This window comes from Siminovitchia acidinfaciens, from assembly GCF_003605385.1.
Taxonomy (GTDB): Bacteria; Bacillota; Bacilli; order Bacillales; family Bacillaceae_C; genus Siminovitchia; species Siminovitchia acidinfaciens.
Map to the genome: position 1 here is coordinate 31,192 of NZ_QYTV02000012.1, position 16,486 is coordinate 47,677.

Here is a 16,486-nt window from a genome sequence, read left to right on the forward strand (position 1 = left end):
TCTCCTCTTTCCAAAATTATAATGTTACAGCTGCTTCTTTCAGATGTGCTTGTTCAGGAATTCGTCTAACCACTTCTTTTCCTATTTCAATGGATGCAGTGGCAGCTGGTGATGGTGCGTTACATACGTGAATGGATCTGTCACCCATGATGATATTGAAGTCATCAACCATAGATCCGTCATCTTTGAGCGCTTGGGCACGAACACCTGCAGGAGCCGGAATTAAGTCGTCCTCCTGAATTTCAGGGATCAGCGCTTGAAGGCTTTTCGTAAATTGAGCTTTGCTGAATGAACGAATATATTCATCTAGCCCTTCTTTTGCGAACTTGCCAGCCATTTTCCATAAGCCTGGGAATGCAAGGCTTTCTGCTAAATCTTTCGCACTGAAGTCAAGCTTTTTGTAACCTTCACGTTTAAATGCTAACACAGCGTTTGGACCTGCATCAACTTCTCCGCTTATCATACGCGTAAAGTGAACGCCAAGGAACGGGAATTTCGGATTAGGAACTGGATAAATCAAGTGTTTGACCAAGTGACGTTTTTCAGGTACTAATTTATAATATTCTCCTCGGAACGGCAGAATTTTCATATCTGTTTTATAGCCTGCAGCTGCAGCTACGCGGTCACTGTGGAGTCCAGCACAGTTGATGACCATGTTGGCTTTGACTGTTCCGTTGGATGTTTCGATGACAACTGTGTCGGAACCTTCATTGATTTTCTCAACTTTTGTGTTTAAAAGAATATCACCGCCGTGCTCTTGGATGATCTCTGCGATTTTTTCACTCACTTGCTTATAGTTGATAATCCCAGCCATTGGAACACGAATCGCTGCAAGACCAGCAACATGCGGCTCAATTTCTTTCAATTCATCTTTGTCAATTTTTGTAATGGCGAGTTCGTTTTGCAGACCTCTTTCATAAAGATTATCTAAGAGAGGAAGCTCTTCCTGCTTTGTCGCAACAATAACTTTACCGCAAATATCATGAGCGATGTCATACTTTTCAGCGAACTCTCTCATAGTTTGGCTTCCTTGTCTTGCAAAGCGTGCTTTGAAACTACCAGGTTTGTAGTAGATTCCAGAATGGATAACACCACTATTATGTCCGGTTTGGTGTTCAGCTACAGAACCTTCCTTTTCAATGACGACGACTTTTGCATTCGGGAATCTGTCGTAAATGGCCATACCTGTTGAAAGACCTACAATACCGCCGCCTACAATTGCGAAATCATACATAATTTTATGCCTCCATTTTAAGCGTGTTTTTTTATGCTTTCCATACAATCTATTAAATTATTTTTTGTACGCAAAATATGATACTCCACTGCAGCCCGCAGTTCAGCCGGGTCTCCTCTTAATGCAGCCTCATAGATGAGCCTGTGTTCCCGCTGTGTCTCCTGATAATAATCAATCAACAGATTGGGCGCTATGGGGGAAATTCCGAGAGTTTCAACCATTTTACGCAGCCTTGGCCATGGACAGCCGCCCATTAGAGTCTGGTGAAACGCTGCATTCAAACGGATATATTCACCATTGGTCTCATCCGTCAAATCAAGTGTTTCCATTTGCACTAAAATATCGTGCAAATACTGTTTATCCCCTTCTGTTAAAAAAGGGAGCGACTTTTCTACCGCCAGGCCTTCAAGCATGGACCGAATATAGTAAATCTCCTCTATATTCTCCTTCGTAATGGGTGTAACAACTGCGCCCTTGTGGGGGACGATTTCAACGAGCCCTTCCATTTGCAGTTGTGTAAGTGCTTCGCGAATCGGCATTCTGCTGACATCCAGCTTCTCTGCCCACTCTTCTTGAATCAACCGGTCACCCTTTTTCAAAGTACCGTCCAAAATGACTTCTCTCAGACGCTTAGCGACATTTTTAACAACTGTCGACTTATGCTGAGCCATTTTCTCTGGCAAAATATCCACCCCAATTCATTTTGGATACAATTTAGAGTTTATCATACATAAAAATAGCTTTCAAGTGAACAAAACAAAAAAATTGAATCCAATCTTTGTTAGATTGGATTCAATTCACTTAAAATTAGCTATTATTATTTGTCAAACTTCATTTTCTCTTTAGGGAAGTTTTTCCTCATGGCGAACATTAGCAGAAGGCCAAGAACCACCCAGCCTGCAAAGATAAACCATTCGTAAGGCCAAACTAGTGATGCAGGCATTCCAGGCAGATAAAGAATTACGAAGAAAATACTAAAGATAATCGCAAGCCATCCAACAATACTTGATTTTCCAGCTCGGAATGGTCGTTCCATGTCAGGCTCATGTTTACGCAACTGTACAAAAGCCACAGCCGCTAAAAGATAAGCGATAACGATGGCAAGTCCACCAGCGTCTACAAGCCATACAAGCATAGGACGTCCAAGTAACGGGGCTACTGTTGCCAATCCACCAATAAACAGAACAGAGTTTGTAGGTGTACCGTGCTTAGAATCTAATTTACCGAACCAAGCAGGAATCATCTTTTTATCGGCCATAGCGAACAAAATCCGGCTTCCTCCAATGATGAAAGCATTCCAGCTCGTCAAGATCCCGGCAATACCTCCAAGAATCAGGACAATTCCCCAAATGTCACTTCCAAAAACAGCAGCCATGGCATCGGCAGTCGGAAGTGTTGAAGCAACCATAGATTCCTTATCCAGTCCCAAAGCAACTGCCAGTATGACAGCAACATACCAAATAACAGCCAAAATAACAGATAAAATCAAAATTCTTCCAATAGCTTTAGCTGGAACATTCATTTCTTCTGCAGTTTGCGGAATAACGTCAAATCCAACGAACATGAAAGGTGTCATAATTGCGACAACCATGATACCTCCAATACCACCGACAAACAATGGATCAGCATTAGCTGTTTCTCCATTGAAAATCCCACCAAAAATAAGCAGTAAACCGATAAGAGCAATGATAATAGTTAAAACCATTTGCAAGAAGGCTGCAGATTTTACGCCTAAATAGTTAATAATTGTTACAAAAATAGAGGCCCCAACACCAACCAATACCCATGAAGCGTATACTTCATAATCATTGATTGTATACATATAACCTACTTTATAATTAGGGAAGATATATTCAATAACTGTAGGAAGAGCTACGGCTTCAAAAGCTACAACTGAAATATAACCAAGGGCGAGCATCCATGCAGCAACAAAAGCAGATTTTGGACCGACACCTCTTAAAACATATATAAGTGCTCCACCAGTTGTAGGCATGGAAGATGCCAATTCAGCATAAGTCAATCCAACATATATAACTAATATTCCTCCAGCGACAAATGCAATCATCGCTCCGATCGTACCGGCTCCTATAATCCACTCTCCGGACAGTACGACCCAGCCCCATCCAATCATGGCGCCAAAGGCTAAAAACAGGACGTCCCAACGTGATAATACCTTTTCGACATTTCTATCCTTTTGCATACTTGTACTCCTTTAAAATGTACTTTCCTTTTAAAGTCCAGCTGCTGTCGCACTTTCATGCGGGCGCTTTCACACTTCTCATTATTGAGTTTGAGGCTATTCAAGCGACAATAAACGACAAATTTTACTCAGAAAAAAGATGAGGCCAATCGCTTCTGAATTTGTGCCCTACGCATGCGACTTCCGCTTTTCTATTAAAAGGGGTCTGCTGAAAGACTTTCACTTTCAGCAGATAGTTGTTTTATTACTTCGTGAATGGATTAATCGTAACCGTTTTATTTGTCGTGAAGAACTCAGCAGCTGACTGTCCCTGTTCCTTCGGTCCTTGCCCGGAAGCTTTTGTTCCTCCGAATGGAGCCTGCGGTTCAGCACCGCCTGTTTCACCATTGATCTGTACCATTCCAACTTCGCTGTTTTCCATGAAGTGGAATGCTTTTTCGAGGCTGTCCGTGAATACGGCAGCGCTTAGTCCATAAATCGTATTATTCGCTTTTTCAAGGGCTTCATTATAATCTGCCACTTTCATAAGCGCCACAACCGGACCAAAAATTTCTTCATTAACGATGGTCATTTCATGGGTAGCATTTCCAAAAATCGTAGGTTCAATGTAATAACCTCCGTCGATATCCAACGTGCTGCCTCCGTATAAAAGCTCAGCGCCTTCATCTTTACCTTTTTGGATATAGCCGGTAACTGTATCAAATTGCTTTTTGGATGCAACTGGCCCCATTGTAATTCCATCTTGTAAACCGTCGCCGATTGTAATTTGTTTTGCATTTTCGATTACTTTTTCTACAAATTCATCATAAATGCTCGCTTCAACATAAGCACGGCTTGTTGCTGTACAACGCTGACCAGTTTGTTTCATGGCCCCTTCAACAACGAGGCGCGCAGCCAAGTCGAGGTTTGCATCTTCAAGTACGACAGCAGGATTTTTACCACCAAGTTCGAGCTGGAATTTCTTTCCATGCTCAGTTGCAAGCTTTGCGATGTTTTGGCCTACTGCGTTGGATCCTGTAAATGTGACAGCTGCCACATCTTTGTGAGTAGTAAGAACATCACCAACGACAGAACCTCTTCCAAGCACGAGGTTAAGAACACCTGCTGGAAGTCCCGCATCTTCAAATACTTTTGTTACTTTTGCAGCAGTGATGCCTGTTTCTTGGCCTGGCTTCCATACAACCGGGTTACCAAATACAAGAGCCGGTGCAATTTTCCAGATTGGAATTGCAATTGGGAAGTTCCAAGGAGTGATGGCTGCAACAACTCCGACAGGAACACGGACTGCAAGTAAAGTCGTACCGTTAGCTGCTGAAGGAAGAACTTCACCTTTTTTGCGCATACCCTCTTGAGCGTAGTACCTCAGGATGGATGCACCTCTGAGTGCTTCACCCTTTGTTTCAATGAAACGCTTACCCATTTCCTGAGTGGCTGTTTTTGCGATATCGTCAGCACGCTCTTCTAAAATATCAGCTGCTTTGCGTAGGATTTCACCGCGATTTACAGAAGACATTGCTTTCCAGCCCGCTGCTGCAGACTTTGCCGCTTCAACTGCTTTTTCTACATCTCCTACAGTTGATACAGTAGTGAATCCGATGCTCTCAGACGGTTTTGCCGGATTGAAATGCTCATGCGTTTCTCCAGAAGAAGCACTTACCCATTCTCCCCCGATAAAGTTCAAATAATTTGCCACAACGTTCACTCTCCCTGGATAATCATTGTTTTTTTCTTTTATGACTCGTTCTAAGATAGCTAATCCTTTGTCGTTTCTTCATCGCTCTCAAAGGAGACAGGAAGCGCAAGACATTCGAATAAAGACCTGAACCTGTTCATTGATTGTTGCACAATCAATCGGAGGTTCATTCACTTTTTTACATAACAAAGTAGATGGCACACCTCGGCCCTAGACCGCGTACGTCACTATTCGTCTCATATTCGTTCTCATCAGCAAAAGGCATCCGGACACTTTTGAATCCCTCTATTCGTTAAAAATGAACCGTTTGCAGAATAGAAATAAATCCTCGGTATATTGTCCAAACCTTTATTTTTCACTTTGCCTCTGATGAATAATCCCTGTCACTTGACCATTCTCCTCTTCCCATGAAGAGTTGCATAGCATAAAAAAGCCAGCATTACCTATAAATGTCCTTTTTTGGCGCTGGTAACTGCACGGTCATTTAGTAAGTAAACTGGCTCTAAATCAACGTTATGCTTTGCTTCATCAACAAAGTCTGGTTAGATTTGACAGTCTTTCTTAAATAGCATTATTCAGTCATGAATTATCTATGACGTAATAACTATAGCAACAATGCAAAGACACTGTCAATCTAATTTTTTCAGGAATTCGACAAATTTTTCTCTCGTCCGCTAAAAGCTAATAGCCATCGCGACTTCATCACATGCTGGAAATTTTGGACAATGGATGCAATCCGTCCAGACCTTTTGCGGCATCTCTTCTTTTTGTATGATTTGAAACCCGCATTTCTCAAAAAACTCAACTTGATAAGTCAATGAAATCAATTTTGATATTCCCAACCTCTTTGTTTCTTCAATAATCTTTGACACCAATATTTTTCCGATTCCCCGCCCCTGTGCTTTTTCATTAACTGCAAGAGATCGAATTTCCGCCATGTCCTGTCCAAGGACCGCAAGGCATGCCACCCCGAGCACTTCACCTTTTTCCTCCGCTACGAATATGGACTGTATATTAATGACTAGAGATTCCCGTGTTCTTGGCAACAGCAGTTCCTCATCGGCATACTGATTAACAAGCTGGTAAACTTCATCTATGTCCTTGAGAACCGCCTTGCGGACTTCAATCATTTTCATCACCTTTTGATTCAATATATACTGTTAATCTTACTTGCTGGAGATGGAAAGTCAATATAATTTTAAATAATTATTCATTTTATTTAATATTTATTCAATCATCCCTTTCTTTTTACAAAGACCGCTGTATAATATTTAATAATGAACTTTTAAAAAGATGGGGGAATTTAGAATGGAACAAATATTGCTTCCGAAAGGCTTTCTGTCGTGCGCTAAAAACGTTGGGATAAAAGACAATACACCTGATTTTACTGTTATATATTCCGAAACTCGCGCAGCCGCTGCTGCCATGTTCACAAAAAATCAATTTTGTGGAGCGCCTGTAACAGTTGGGAAAGAACATATTAAAAATGGGTTTCTCCAAGCATTTGTCGTGAACAGCAAAAATGCGAATGTCGCCACAGGACAGCAGGGTATCGAAGATGTGCAGACGATCGTTGAAGTGGTGGCAAAAGAGCTGGGCATCGAATCGGCGGATATCCTTCCTTCTTCAACCGGAGTAATTGGAGTGCCTCTTCCGGTTCAAAAAATTGTGAAAGGCATCCCTGGATTGAAAAATGAATTGAAAAAAGACGGGTTAAAGGATTCAGCGGAAGCCATAATGACAACCGATACATTTGCCAAGTTCCGCTCAACGGAGATTAATGGCATCAAACTATGCGCTATCGCCAAAGGTTCCGGTATGATTGAGCCAAACATGGCTACGATGCTTAGCTATATCATGACTGACGCAGAGATTGAGCCCGCAGCGTTGAAAGCCATCCTGAAGAGAGCAGTGGATGTTTCCTTTAATATGGTGTCCGTCGACAGTGACACGAGCACGAGCGATACAGTTGCTGCAATGGCCAACGGCTTGGCAGGCCCGGTTGATCTTGAGAAATTCGAGGAAGCATTGACTGATATGCTAATCAGCCTGGCCAAAGATCTCGCAAAAGACGGCGAAGGAGCAACAAAGCTTGTCGAAGTGCAAGTGGATGGCGCCCAAAATAATGACGAAGCAAAATTGATGATGAAATCGATCATTAACTCACCTTTGGTAAAAACAGCAATTTTTGGAGCTGATCCCAACTGGGGCAGAATTATCTCAACAATCGGCAATGCCGACTATCCAATCAAACCTGAGAAAGTTTGCGTATCATTCGGCGATATTACCGTATTTAATGAAGGTGAGCCTGCGGAATCGGATCTGGATGAACTTACAAAGTACTTAGAAGGCAACGAGATTATCATTTCCATCTCACTTGGAGACGGGCAAGGAAAAGCAACCGGCTGGGGATGCGATTTGTCTTACGATTACGTGAAGATAAATGGAGAATATACCACCTGATAATGGGACAGTCGGAAATAGCGACGGAAAGAACGTTCGCGCAATTATTTTCTCTAGTGTGAAATTTTTTATTTTAAAATGGATAGGTGAGCGTAATACAACAGGCTCAACCTATCCTTATTTGCAATAGAAGGACCTCAATTACTCCTCCAACAGTGAAATTTTACCGCAGCAAAATCTCATATGATTATTCTCGAATTCAAAATCAATTAATTCTTATTGAATTAACACGCACAATCGTTGAAAGTCGTTATTGAAAAAAGCCCCCGTTAGAATAACGACAATATCCCTACATCAGAACACACCATTCTCATTGGGAGAGTTCTCCGGTATGGGCTGACCCACATCCCAGAATTCGACGATAAGGTCTTTATGGAAGCGGAAGATATGGACTACAGTTCCCCCGAGGTCATCTTGCTTTTGCTTTACATGTGAGTGAACCACAACGATATTACCCTCTTCGATGACACGTTTTACAACGAGAATTTTGTGAGGATTTTTGTTGGCGTTCTCTTCCATTGCGAGCATAAGAGAGTCAGCATCTCCACGAAAAAAAGGGTTATGATGGCGGAAATCTGGACCTATGTAGCTACGGTATGCTTCGCGCACTTCACCCGACGCAATCATTTGCAAAAATGACACCGCATTCTCTTTTAGAGAATTCTTCATTTCAATACATCCTTTCTATTAAGGGTTTTGTTATATCAATAATCTAACTGGCTTTTTTTGCTGCAAGCTTCTATTTTGTGCAAAACTAATTGTTAGTTAACATTTTATCCCATTTGTTTATATCACTATCTTAAATGGTATTTGTAATTAAATTAAGTTGCCATATAGTTTTTTCACTGGGAACACAAACGTCTTCCTATCATTAACATAAGCAGTCAATTACCCTTGAGGAAACCTCCTCCATTAATCGGCCCTTTTATAAACTTTTACTTTTATTAATCGCTACCTACCCATTGACTGAAGAAAAGGTGATACAGTTACTGTATCACCTCTTCAACTTTTTAATATGATTCGCGCATTGTATTGTTCTACAAGGATCAAACGTTGTACCCGTTCCTCTTTGAATGACTTCATTATGATTCATTTGTAAGTTTACGATTTTATTTGGACTCTCTTTTTATTTAATTATGCCGCCTCTCCTTCAATCCGCTCTTCATAACGCCTCATTTTCTTTTCAGCCGCTGCAAACAGAACTTCAAACACCCAGGAGATTACCCAATAAATAAGAGAGGCTACCAAATACATTTCCAAGAACCTATATCCGTCGTTGGCAATGATTTTGGCGATCGCCATGATTTCGACCACTTTCACAGCAAACGCCAGAGAAGTGGCCTTAATGAGCCCGATAAATGTATTCCCCAAATTGGGAAGGGCCACGACAAATGCCTGCGGCAATATGATTCTCCACATCCCTTGAGCCGTAGTCATACCGACTGCATGTGCCGCCTCCATCTGTCCTGCGTTGATGGCATTGATGGAAGAACGAAAAATCTCCGCCTGGTACGCCGATGTATTCAAGGTGTAGGCGACGAAGGCGTAAATCAAAGGTGAAATATTGGAAGCATCGAAATTTGTTCCCATTTGCTCGTTTAAAAATTCCAATAGGACAGGCACACCATAGAAAAAAACATACAGCTGCACGAGCAAAGGGGTTCCCCTGATAAAGGAAATATACAGGATAAAAAAACGGTTTAATACCGGCATTTTATAAATTCTGCAAAGGGCGATCAATAGACCGAAAATCAAGCCGAAGATCATGGCAACCACTGCAATGGCCAGCGTAGCAGGTACACCTTTTAAAACTTCCGGAAATTGCTCAAGTGCAAATTCCAGATTGATGATAGACAAAAGCAATGTCGTCCCTCCCCTCTTTTATTGTCTTGATAAGCTGACACGGCCCTTTTTAAATATTTTTTCCAAATAGCCGATGACGCTTTCTATCAAAATACAGGTGCCCCAATATACTAAGGAAATCACGACATAGATTTGGAACATGCCCATTCCGTGATTATTCCCGAGGATGATTCTGACCTGGCCCATAATGTCAATGATGCCGATTGTGAAAGCCAAGGACGTATCTTTTAACAGTTCGATAATGTTGTTGCCCAGATTCGGCAAAGAAACAACAAACGCCTGCGGCAATATGATCCTGATTAATGCCTGCGGATAACTCATCCCGACACTGTACGCTGCCTCCAGCTGATCTCTGCCCACAGCAAGATATGCAGACCTGAATACCTCCGATAAATAAGCCGCCGTATGAAATGAAAAGGCAATAACGAGAAATACAAGGCGGTCCCAGCTATTTATGTCTATGTGAAAAATCAATAACAGCTGCGGCAAGCCGAAGTATACGAGGAACAGCTGGACAAGGAGCGGCGTACAACGGGTAAAAGATAAATAAAAAGTCGCTATTTGATAAAGGACAGGCTGCTTCTGAATCCGGATAATCGCAACAAACACTCCTAGTATGATAGAAAAAAATAATGACAGCCCCAGCATCAGAAGAGTGAGTGGAAGCTTTTCAAGCACTTTAATAAATAAATCAACCCAGCCCGCAAGCCCGGAACTCATATTCAATTCACCACCATAATGAAAATCCGCATTGAACCGCAGAGCAGCCCAATACGGAAAGTCGGATTATTTCTCAAAATTAAAGCCTTCTTCATTGATATATTCTAGATCTTGGAAGAAGTCTACCCCAAACCATTTTTCAGCAAGCTTTGATAATGTGCCGTCTTCAATCAGTTCGGCAGTTACATTATCAATCTCTTTCGCAAGCTCAGCGTTATCTTTATTGTAAACTGTCCAAATCGGCTCTTTTGAAACGATTCCTCCGACCTTCAAATCGAGGTCCAATTCCTTTTGGATTTCATTGAATGTCGTTACATTAATGAACATGGCATCGGCTTTACCTTTGTCCACCATTTTCAAATTTTCCGCATTTGACGGCGATTCCATGCTTTCCAATGTTAGAGGATTATCTGAATGCTTTTCATTGTATGCATTCAAAATGGCGCGAAGTCCACCGCTTGGAGAAACCGGTGGAAATTTTTTCCCAACCATGTCATCTAATGTTTTAATATCGTCTCGATCCTTTTTCGTTACGAGAGAAGTTAAAGAGTAACCAAATTCATGTTCCGGATAAAGAAATTTCTCCTGTCTTTCCGGATTTTTGAAGAACCAGTTGATGGCAAGGTCATACTTCCCTGTGTCCACACCGACCAGGTTGGATTCTTCCTCACCCCAAATGTATTCGAACTTATAATCAGGCAGCTTTTTTTCAACTTCCTTCATATAATCCATGTCATAACCAATTGGTTCATTATTCTCATCCGCATATAAAAATGGCGGGTTGACTTCGTCGCTAATTGCCACTTTGACCACTTGTTTACCATCATCTTCTTTTCCCGAACTTTGGGAGCAGCCCGAAGTAATTAATATAAGTCCTACCAATGCCACTGCTCCTGCCCATATTTTCTTCATTCCCCATTTCCTCCCTAAATCGCAAAATCCGGTTCTTTGACCAGTCTTTTTAAAAATCTCTTCGTCCGCTCATGCTGCGGATGTACCAATACTTCTTCTGGTGAACCCTGCTCGATGATATGCCCCCCGTCCATAAAAACAACGCGGTTTGCCACTTCGCGCGCAAAGTCAATTTCATGAGTGACGACTACCATTGTAATTCCTTCATTGGCAATCTGTTTGATGATGGCCAACACTTCGCCAACCATCTCGGGATCAAGCGCAGAAGTCGGCTCATCAAATAAAATGACGGACGGATTCAATGCCAACGCCCGGGCAATTCCAACGCGCTGCTGCTGTCCTCCTGAAAGCTGCGAAGGATATTCATTCACTTTTTCCGCCAACCCTACTTTTTCTAATAAAGAAATACTAATTTCCTTCGCTTCTTTTTTGGGAATCTTTTGAGCCACTACGAGGCCTTCCATGACGTTTTCCAATACCGTTTTGTTTTTAAAAAGATTGTAATGCTGGAAAACCATCGCTGTTTTTCTTCTCAAGGCTAGTACATCACGCTTTGATGGGTGCTTACCTTGGACAGTGAAGCCATCAATCGTAATGGAACCATCGTCAGGACGTTCCAAATAATTGATGCATCTGAGCAATGTGGTTTTACCTGATCCGCTCGGTCCGACTATAACTAGGACATCCCCCTTTTCCACATCGAGATCAATTCCTTTTAATACATGATTTTTATGAAATTGTTTATTGATATTTTTTAACTTAATCACATTGATCCCTGCTTTTGTTTGTTTTACAATTCACCCAAAGATTAACATAACTATTCATAGTTGTAAAGTTGGTTTTGAGCGTTTGTTAATTTCTTATTGTATAATATGAGTATCTCTTGACGCTCAAAATCAAGTTCGATATGATTAAAACCAATAAAACTAATAGGAATTGTTAATTTTAAGCATCTTATGCATATACAATATCAGAGGTGAAGAAATGAAAGACTTATTTATAAAAAATGATGTCCAAAAACAATGGCTGGAGAAGTTATATAAGAAAGAAGCGAAATTTAGAAGCAGATCAGCCGAAACTGACGAACAAGCCAAATTTCCAATGGAAAATATTCAAGAGCTTGTCCGGATGGGTTATACCAGCTTAACTTTGCCGAAGGAATATGGCGGAGAAGGATTAAGAGTATATGACATGGTGCTTTTTCAGGAGACCATAGCCAGTTTTGACGCGGCTACAGGGCTTTCGATCGGCTGGCATATGGGCACTACAGGCGAACTTTACGAGAAAAAACTCTGGTCGGAAGACCGATTAAATTTTTTTGCCAAAGAAGTTTTGGATGGAGCACTCGTCAACCGGGCTGTAAGCGAGGCACAGACGGGAAGTCCGACAAGGGGCGGACGTCCAGGTACAACAGCAGTAAAAAAAGATGGTCGCTGGGTGATTAATGGACGGAAAAATTTTACAACAATGTCTCCAGCGTTGACCTATTTTCTAACCTCTGCATGGATTGAAGAAAAAGAAGCAATCGGATTTTTCCTTTTGCATAAGGATACAGTGGGACTGTCCATTGAAGAAACATGGGACGTCATTTCCATGAGAGGGACAGAAAGCCATGATTTGATTCTCGACAATGTAATAGCGGATGAATCCATGCTCGTCGAGATCAATGACGGACCGCGAGGGAATAAGATCAATGGCTGGGTATTGCATATTTCAGCATGTTACTTAGGGATTGCACAAGCCGCAAGAGACTATGCGATCCAATTTGCCAATGAGCATTCACCTAACAGCATCAAAGGGACAATCAGCGAGTTGCCGAATGTGCAGCGTTTGTTGGGTGAGATTGAACTTGAATTGATGAGAGCGAGACATTTCCTTTACAATGTTGCTGAAGCATATGATGACGTGAACCGGAGACCGTTGATTGCCAACGAACTCGGAGCAGTCAAACATACTGTTACCAATTCTGCGCTTTCCATCGTTGATAAAGCGATGCGAGTAGCTGGGGCAAAAAGCCTCCAGCGTTCCAATCCATTGCAGCGTTACTACCGTGATGTTCGGGCCGGCTTGCATAACCCTCCGATGGACGATATGACGATTCAAAAATTGGCATTGGCTGCTATAGAACAAGAAAAGAAAAAGGCGGAAAACGTAAAGTAAATTATGGGCCACTCGGATAAAAGACTTTCTAAGAGTTTTCTTTCGTTGACTTGTTTATCTTTATTCATCCAGCCTCTATGACACCTGATTTTTTGTTAGTTTTTTTACAGGAGCCAGTGGTCACGTTCGATTTTCGGTCTCGGCTGCGTACTGTTTTCCGGTCACTGGCTGCCTGGACAGATCGAGTTTAGCGATTAGACACTTTCACGGGCATTGGCTACCTAGGCATTACTGACTTCGATACTGGGACGCTTCGAGCATTCAATTCCGCTTTCAGTCCTCCATACAAACACGAAGAGAGCAGGGGTCCCCCTACTCTCTTCGTGTTTGGCTCCTTATTTTTTCTTTTCGTTTTTTGCCGCTTTAGAGCCTTTGCAGTTGCCGCATAATTTACAGCCTGATTTAGCGAGACACATGTTTCTTTTCCTCCTAAGAATCATTTGTCCGTTGAATCAGAAAACCGGCGTAAAAAAAACCAGTCGTCATCGACCCTTCAATATAGAAGAGGCTGGATGAGCGACTGGTTTGTTCTGCGTTTGTCCCGCGGTTAAACCCGCTGGCTGACAGATTCGGCAGTCTTCTTATTTAACGATGTGATAAGGTTGCGCACTATTTTACCTGAGCCGAAAAAAGGTAATTAATCCGGAAAGTAAATTTTGTACGTCTTGTGTTCAATATTACCGCTTCTATAAAAGTCTGTCAATATATTTTTTAAAATTAACCGTTTTCCTTTCTGATTATTAAGAAAAGCGGAGGGCAACGGTTAGCGACGTACAGACTGGAGTGACTCCGACGAGATAAAGGAAACACGGCGACGAAGGCCGCCTCAGACCGCCACTTCCTGGCACCGACGGCACTAGCACGTCCTATCCTTCGNTTCCTGGCACCGACGGCACTAGCACGTCCTATCCTTCGGAGCTGGAGGTCCAACTTTTCATTTGAATACAAATAGTTTTGTATTTTTATTAAAAAGACACCGTTGACTCTCCATCTACTGGAGACTTTATACTGAAAGCAAATGATCGGAGGTTGAGTTAAATGTCAGAGAAAAAGTTTGATATTGTACGCTTGCACCACGCAGAAGTAACGGTTACAGATTTAGATCGCGCCCGCCACTTTTACTGCGAAGGGTTAGGTTTCATTGAAACAGAGTCGGACGACAATCATATATATTTAAGAGCCTTGGAAGATGCCAACCACCATTGCCTCGTGTTGACGAAAGGCGAGCAGGCAAGCTTGAAGCATATCGCCTATCGTGTAAGCGCTGACAGCGACCTTGATGCGCTGGATGAATTGTTCACTAATCTCGGAGTCAGTAAACGCTGGGTTGAAGCTGGTGAAGAAAAAGGCCAAGGCCGCGCTTTAAGGATCCAGGATCCTGGCGGAATTCCTGTAGAATTTTTCTATGAAATGGAAAAAGCGGACAGAATGCTTCAAAAATATCATTTGCAAGGCAATGTAAAAATTAAAAGGATTGACCACGCCAACTGCCTTATTACAAATATTGATGATTTGTATGCATGGTACAGTGACAACCTAGGCTTTAGAACTTCCGAATACACGGTAAAAGTGGACGAGGATGAAGAAAGTATGTGGGCTGCCTGGATGCACAGAAAGCCAAGTGTGCATGACTTAGCACTTATCAGTGAAACAGGACCGCGTTTCCACCATACAGGTTTCTGGATGGATGATGCAAAGTCCATCCTTGATGCCTGTGACCACCTTGCGTCCCTCGGATACTATGCCAACATCGAGCGCTCCCCTGGAAGACACGGGACTTCCAACGCGTTCTTCGTGTACTTGCGGGATCCGGACGGAAACCGCATGGAATTATACACCGGTGACTATTTTACAAACGATCCTGACTGGGAGCCGATCAAGTGGGATCTCGCTGACCCTCAGCGTGCAACATTCTGGGGCGCCATGCCTCCTAAAAGCTGGGTCGAAGAAGCTGTTCCTGTTGAAGACATCCATACAGGTGAACTTCTTCCAATCGTCCAGTTCCAAAAGAAGCAAAAAGTATAATATACAAGGAGCGCATCAGAGCAGTCTGATGTGCTTCTTTTTTGGTGGATGGGAATTTTTACATGTCTATCTTATTATCATTCAATTCTGAGCTCAGCTCCGACATAGAGATGTTATATGCGGAAGCGAAGGATGTTCCGTTCTAAGCCTAACAAATCCATAGTAAAAGGTAGCTTCGGCTGCATAACATTGGACGAAGGAAAAACAGGATTTGCTTTTGAGTCAAATAGTAAACTTCGAGGATTATGGCGCATTGACGCAGCCAGCATTTATCCTTCCCTAAAAATCCAATTTCGTCCTTTTTCCCTCTCTGCACGCGAATGAAAAGGCACTTCCGCTTTTGTTCTGTTAAAATATAGTTGGTGAATACAATGAAAAATAAATTTTCAATCGGGCAAATGTCCAAACTTCATAACATTCCTGTCAAAACACTGCGCTACTATGATGAAATAGATTTATTCAAACCAATAGAAGTGAATCCAAAAAACGGCTACCGCTATTATTCCTTCGAACAATTCAAACTGTTGGATATCATCCATTACTTAAAAGTTCTAGGTGTTCCTTTGGCGGATATTAAAAAGCAAACTTCCAACCGCGATATTAACGAGCTGATTAATACACTTGAGGAACATAAGAAAATCACGGAGGATAAGATTGAAGAGCTGGAGATGGCGAAAAAGAAATTGGAGACCAGGATCCACGAGTTCGAAGAAGCAAAAAGGATAACAGATATTTCCGTTCCTTTTATTAAGTACATGCCCGAGAGAAGAATCATCCAGCTTAAAGAAACTATTTCTTCTTTTTTCGAACTAGAACTTTCGTTACGGAAATTGAAACAACAGTACCACCATATGGCATCCATTTTCATTGGAAAAGTCGGGCTGACGATTTCGGAGAACAACTTTCAGCGCGAAAGTTTTTTGGAGTACAGCTCCATCTTTCTAATTTTGGAAGAGGTGGAAAAAAGTAAGCTAATAGAAGAAATAGACTTTTCCACACTACCGGAAGGAACATATGCCTGTATTTTCTTCCGCGGAGGTCATCATGATGCGCCTCCTTATTTTCAGATTCTCCGCGATTTCATCGAAGAAAAAAACTATACCATCAAAGGCGACTTTATCATCCGTACAATCATCGACCAATTCATCTCCAATAACAAGGACGAATTTCTGGCTGAAATCCAAGTACGGATTGAACAATAAAAAAAGCGAAAACG

14 protein-coding genes are annotated in these 16,486 nt (G+C 42.0%); 4 read left to right on the forward strand and 10 right to left on the reverse strand.

Annotated features, from left to right (window positions below):
* Window positions 1-16 precede the first annotated feature (16 nt).
* The 5 genes from lhgO to D4T97_RS18550 all read right to left on the reverse strand — a co-directional run bounded on the left by lhgO (window position 17) and on the right by D4T97_RS18550 (window position 6,257).
* Window positions 17-1,234: an L-2-hydroxyglutarate oxidase gene (lhgO, locus tag D4T97_RS18530; protein WP_126052258.1), complete on the reverse strand. Its 1,218-nt coding sequence runs from the start codon at window positions 1,232-1,234 to the stop codon at window positions 17-19.
* Between the two features lie 17 nt (window positions 1,235-1,251).
* On the reverse strand, window positions 1,252-1,917 hold the full coding sequence (locus D4T97_RS18535; protein WP_126052259.1) for a GntR family transcriptional regulator: 666 nt from the start codon (window positions 1,915-1,917) through the stop codon (window positions 1,252-1,254).
* A 134-nt stretch (window positions 1,918-2,051) separates the two neighbouring features.
* The gene (locus D4T97_RS18540; RefSeq protein ID WP_126052260.1) at window positions 2,052-3,434 is read right to left on the reverse strand and encodes an APC family permease; all 1,383 of its coding nucleotides are present in this window, start codon (window positions 3,432-3,434) and stop codon (window positions 2,052-2,054) included.
* 244 nt (window positions 3,435-3,678) lie between these two features.
* The gene (locus tag D4T97_RS18545; RefSeq protein WP_126052261.1) at window positions 3,679-5,136 is read right to left on the reverse strand and encodes an aldehyde dehydrogenase family protein; all 1,458 of its coding nucleotides are present in this window, start codon (window positions 5,134-5,136) and stop codon (window positions 3,679-3,681) included.
* A 665-nt stretch (window positions 5,137-5,801) separates the two neighbouring features.
* Window positions 5,802-6,257 carry an N-acetyltransferase gene (locus D4T97_RS18550; protein WP_126052307.1) on the reverse strand — a complete coding sequence of 152 codons (456 nt, stop codon included), beginning with the start codon at window positions 6,255-6,257 and terminating at the stop codon, window positions 5,802-5,804.
* A gap of 178 nt (window positions 6,258-6,435) precedes the next feature.
* On the opposite strand from D4T97_RS18550, the gene argJ reads away from it, so the two are divergent.
* Window positions 6,436-7,590 (forward strand): bifunctional glutamate N-acetyltransferase/amino-acid acetyltransferase ArgJ, encoded by a 1,155-nt coding sequence (gene argJ / locus D4T97_RS18555; RefSeq protein ID WP_126052262.1) that lies wholly within the window; start codon window positions 6,436-6,438, stop codon window positions 7,588-7,590.
* Window positions 7,591-7,884: 294 nt separating this feature from the next.
* On the opposite strand, the gene D4T97_RS18560 is transcribed toward argJ, so the two are convergent.
* The 5 genes from D4T97_RS18560 to D4T97_RS18580 all read right to left on the reverse strand — a co-directional run bounded on the left by D4T97_RS18560 (window position 7,885) and on the right by D4T97_RS18580 (window position 11,852).
* Window positions 7,885-8,259 (reverse strand): nuclear transport factor 2 family protein, encoded by a 375-nt coding sequence (locus tag D4T97_RS18560; RefSeq protein WP_126052263.1) that lies wholly within the window; start codon window positions 8,257-8,259, stop codon window positions 7,885-7,887.
* A gap of 465 nt (window positions 8,260-8,724) precedes the next feature.
* Window positions 8,725-9,453 carry an amino acid ABC transporter permease gene (locus D4T97_RS18565; protein ID WP_232019301.1) on the reverse strand — a complete coding sequence of 243 codons (729 nt, stop codon included), beginning with the start codon at window positions 9,451-9,453 and terminating at the stop codon, window positions 8,725-8,727.
* 18 nt (window positions 9,454-9,471) lie between these two features.
* Window positions 9,472-10,173: an amino acid ABC transporter permease gene (locus D4T97_RS18570; RefSeq protein ID WP_126052264.1), complete on the reverse strand. Its 702-nt coding sequence runs from the start codon at window positions 10,171-10,173 to the stop codon at window positions 9,472-9,474.
* Window positions 10,174-10,239: 66 nt separating this feature from the next.
* Window positions 10,240-11,085, reverse strand: coding sequence for a transporter substrate-binding domain-containing protein (locus tag D4T97_RS18575; RefSeq protein ID WP_126052265.1), 846 nt, complete (start codon window positions 11,083-11,085; stop codon window positions 10,240-10,242).
* Between the two features lie 14 nt (window positions 11,086-11,099).
* The gene (locus D4T97_RS18580; protein ID WP_126052266.1) at window positions 11,100-11,852 is read right to left on the reverse strand and encodes an amino acid ABC transporter ATP-binding protein; all 753 of its coding nucleotides are present in this window, start codon (window positions 11,850-11,852) and stop codon (window positions 11,100-11,102) included.
* 217 nt (window positions 11,853-12,069) lie between these two features.
* Here D4T97_RS18580 and D4T97_RS18585 point away from each other — a divergent pair, with 217 nt between their 5' ends.
* The 3 genes from D4T97_RS18585 (at window position 12,070) to D4T97_RS18595 (ending at window position 16,472) form a co-directional block, all read left to right on the forward strand.
* Window positions 12,070-13,245, forward strand: coding sequence for an acyl-CoA dehydrogenase family protein (locus D4T97_RS18585; protein WP_126052267.1), 1,176 nt, complete (start codon window positions 12,070-12,072; stop codon window positions 13,243-13,245).
* Between the two features lie 1,038 nt (window positions 13,246-14,283).
* Window positions 14,284-15,270: a 3,4-dihydroxyphenylacetate 2,3-dioxygenase gene (hpaD, locus tag D4T97_RS18590; protein WP_126052268.1), complete on the forward strand. Its 987-nt coding sequence runs from the start codon at window positions 14,284-14,286 to the stop codon at window positions 15,268-15,270.
* 371 nt (window positions 15,271-15,641) lie between these two features.
* Window positions 15,642-16,472, forward strand: a complete 831-nt coding sequence (locus D4T97_RS18595; protein WP_126052269.1) for a MerR family transcriptional regulator — start codon at window positions 15,642-15,644, stop codon at window positions 16,470-16,472.
* Window positions 16,473-16,486 lie beyond the last annotated feature (14 nt).